This is a genomic window from Desulfobulbus elongatus DSM 2908, assembly GCF_000621145.1.
GTDB lineage: Bacteria > Desulfobacterota > Desulfobulbia > Desulfobulbales > Desulfobulbaceae > Desulfobulbus > Desulfobulbus elongatus.
On sequence record NZ_JHZB01000071.1, the window covers coordinates 1 to 3,459 of the forward strand.

The 3,459-nt window shown below is 57.6% G+C and carries 4 protein-coding genes and 1 riboswitch; all 4 genes read left to right on the forward strand.

Annotated elements, in window-relative coordinates; all coding sequences use genetic code 11:
* A riboswitch (cyclic di-GMP riboswitch) is annotated at positions 1–59 on the forward strand. This riboswitch is flagged as partial in the annotation.
* Positions 60–697: 638 nt separating this feature from the next.
* Positions 698–841, forward strand: a complete 144-nt coding sequence (locus tag Q362_RS25045; protein ID WP_425389242.1) for a VPLPA-CTERM sorting domain-containing protein — start codon at positions 698–700, stop codon at positions 839–841.
* A 43-nt stretch (positions 842–884) separates the two neighbouring features.
* The gene (locus Q362_RS0117485; protein WP_211248532.1) at positions 885–1,523 is read left to right on the forward strand and encodes a VPLPA-CTERM sorting domain-containing protein; all 639 of its coding nucleotides are present in this window, start codon (positions 885–887) and stop codon (positions 1,521–1,523) included.
* A gap of 47 nt (positions 1,524–1,570) precedes the next feature.
* Complete coding sequence (locus tag Q362_RS0117490; protein WP_028319673.1) at positions 1,571–2,173, forward strand: VPLPA-CTERM sorting domain-containing protein; 603 nt, start codon at positions 1,571–1,573, stop codon at positions 2,171–2,173.
* A 67-nt stretch (positions 2,174–2,240) separates the two neighbouring features.
* On the forward strand, positions 2,241–3,119 hold the full coding sequence (locus Q362_RS24370; protein WP_211248533.1) for a VPLPA-CTERM sorting domain-containing protein: 879 nt from the start codon (positions 2,241–2,243) through the stop codon (positions 3,117–3,119).
* The last annotated feature ends 340 nt before the right edge of the window (positions 3,120–3,459 follow it).

Genomic DNA, 3,459 nt, shown 5'->3' on the forward strand with positions numbered 1-3,459 from the left:
CCCGCCGCGAGGCGGGGCCGGAAAGCCACGGGTCTCATGCAGACAGCCGGGTTGCCTGAAAACAGAACAGGGCAACCCGGCTTTTTTTATTTATCAGAGAATATCTTTACCAGAAAACAGGGGGGTAAGAATGATCGGAGCAAAAACATTTGGCAGCGCCGTAGCATTTGCGCTGTTGGCAACGACCGCATGGGCAGGTCCCTACGATGCCTTTGATTTTGATGATATCGATTTTTGGGTTGGTGCAGGAGAAAACCAGGCCGCTTTGGTGATCGAATGGAAAACGGCTGAAGAGACTACGACGGTGGCTTGGGGCTATCGCTGGGATGGGACAGCCTATGGTTCGGATATGGTGTATGCCCTGGCCCAGGCCGTTGACCGGTATTCGCTCGAACCGGTTGCGACGGGTGCTGATCCCCGGCTTTTCGCGACCATTGAGGATTGGGGCTGGGGCTTGACCGTTTTCGGCTTTGGCTATGATACGGACGGCGATGGTTTCAGTTATGTCCCGTCCGGGTCTGAAGGTGGCTCTGCGGCTGATGCCGACGATGTCTATAACGAGGGATGGTACAACGGCTACTGGAGCTATTGGGTCAGTGATGGCAGCTCTGATTGGTCCTATTCAGGATGGGGTATCGCCGCGCGTGAACTGTCCGATGGTTCCTGGGATGGTTGGAGTTTTTCGGATTTTGCCGTCATGGGAAGCGGTTCAGCACCGGGTATCCCGGAAAGTGCGGCATCGCCGGTCCCTGTTCCCGCCGCTGCCTGGCTGCTGGGTTGTGGGTTGATGGGGCTTGTTGGTCTGAGGAGGAAGGCACAGCAGGGCAATGTGGCTATCTGACGAGAGCACCATAGCAAATAAAACGAAAAAAACTGGAGGGAACATGCGGAAGATTTTTGCAGGGATCATGCTTTTGGCCATAAGCTCGACCGCCCAGGCTGCCGCCTACAACTTCAATGGTACCTGGATAGAGGTTGAGGGCTGGGCCGGGACAGGTGAGAACGAGACCATTCTGGTGGTCGACTGGAACAGGCTGGACAATGGCGAGGCTACCGTTTCCGAATCTCATGCATTCGGCTTTCGCTGGGACGGAACAGCCCATGTATCGGATATGCTCACCGCCTTGAACGAGGCCGGCATTCTCACTGCCACCGGCACCTCCTTCCTCTACAATATCGGCTACAACGATACCAGAGATGGCGAATATCACCTGCATATTGAGGAAGGCAGCTGGAATCTGGCCAGTACCAGTGATCCGTATGCGAATTGGGGGACCTGGGGTAATTCCGAATGGGATTTCAATAGTGCGGGAATGACAGAGGAATTACTGGCCGACGGCCAGTACGAGGGCATCAACGCCATCATGTGGTTTGGTTCCTTGCCGGAATATGCCGACGATCAGTTGAACATTCCCTTCGCCGCCGCGCCGGTCCCGGTTCCTGCCGCTGCCTGGCTGCTGGGCACGGGGATCGTCGGACTTCTTGGCATCCGACGAAGACAGCTCTCCGAGGTGAGGGGATGAAAGCCGGACATCCAGGAAGAACTGATGCGACCGGAAGGACCGTCACCATGGCAGGCGTGTACATGATTGTCAGACTGTTTGTCGTGTTGGCGTGGAGTTTTTTTGTCGTCACCGGCGCCCAGGCGGCCCTGGTAGCCCAGAACGACGATGTCTTCGGAGACGGCAGTCTCACCCTGGATACCGGTACCGGTCTTCTCTGGCTGGACCTTTCGATTACGTCCGATCTGACCCACAGCTGTGTTTCCACCCAGTTCGGTGTGGATGGCGACTTCGCCGGGTACCGGTACGCCACCGCCGACGAGGTGGTCACCGTGGTTGACACGGCCCTGTCAGCTTCGACCGATATTTTCGCGGCAGCGGAATACTTGGGGAGCTTTGTGGGGTCCACCTCATATTTTGCCGGCTATCCGGAGATGCTGGCCATGATCGAATCAGGGCAGGCGGCTGGGATGACTGTTTTTTACAGCAGTGGTCAGCCTATCTACAGGTCAGGCATATTCGGCACCACCTATGGGGATCAGTTTCATTACTCGGGGGTCAGCCACTGGCTGGTCCGGGAGTCCTCGCCGGTTCCGATCCCGGCGGCGGCTTGGTTGCCGGGTGCCGGGATGGTTGGATTGATCGGAGTGCGTAGGAAACGGGCCGGCTGATTCAGGCCATCGCCCACAATAAACGTTGCACCATATTTTGGAGGAAAAAGGAGAAATGAAAAAAGTCATGACGCTTCAAGCAGTTCTTGCCGGGATGGCGTTGGCGGCGACCGCCTCTCTGGCTCAGGCTTCACCGTATGCCACGGAGTTGATCGCCTATTCCAGCGATCTCACTAGCAGCAGCTTGTACAACAATCCGTATGCGGTGCTTGGCGCTCCAACCACCAATTTCAAGAATACCTGGGGCAGCGCGGCGACGGCCCGCGTCAAGCTGGTGGAACCGGCCTACAATGTCGACCTGAACGGCGACAAGGTGATCACCACCCTCAACACGGGAAGTTATATTATTGCCGCCTTTGATCACCAGGTGGAAAACGACCCCAACAATCCATACGGCATCGATTTCCTGGTCTTCGGCAATTCTTTCTATGTCGGCAATGGCTCTGTCAGCGATGCCACCAACATGAATACCTATACGCTCACCGGCGGCATTTTCTCGGAGGGCGTCCTGGTTTCGGTCAGTCAGGACGGCGAGACCTGGTACACCTTCAGCAACGGCCCGTCCGGCGATTCCGCTTATCCCACCAATGCCTATCTCTGGGATGCAGAAAACGCGGTATGGACCGACACCCTTTCCGACTTCACCAAACCGGTCAATCCGGACCTGACCGTGTCCTCGGGTGACACGGCCGCCAGCATCATCGCCGCCTACGAAGGTTCGGGCGGCGGCACCGGGTTCGATCTGGACGACCTGCACGATCTCTACGGAATCACCCTCGATTGGTTCCAGTACATCAAGGTGGAAGGCATCAGCGGTTTTTCCGGGGGGGAAATCGATGCCTTTGCCGACGTAGCGGCGGCTCCTGTGCCGGTACCGGCTGCGGCCTGGCTGCTGGGGAGCGGTCTGGTCGGCCTGGTCGGTCTGCGCCGGAGACGGCAGGACTGATACGAAGAAAAGGGAGGGAAGAATGTGCTTTAAGGTTGGGGGCGGCGTTCATGCGTCGGCCTGTTGCGGTTCACTTCTGCACAAGGAGGACGATACTCGGCGGCAAGCCGAACGGACAGTCAACGCGCAACACACGGAATTCTATGCATAGGAGGGAAACACCATGCAGATTCTACGGAAGAAAACGCACCATTGCAGGTGGCTGGCCTTGGCGGCCGGCCTGACCATCGGCTTGGCGGCCATACCGGCCGCAGCGGATGATTTCAGTGACTACAAGACATCGGCGGGTTCGACGGCGGTGGTGAATCTGCCCATGGCCGGCGGTCCAAACGGGGAATGG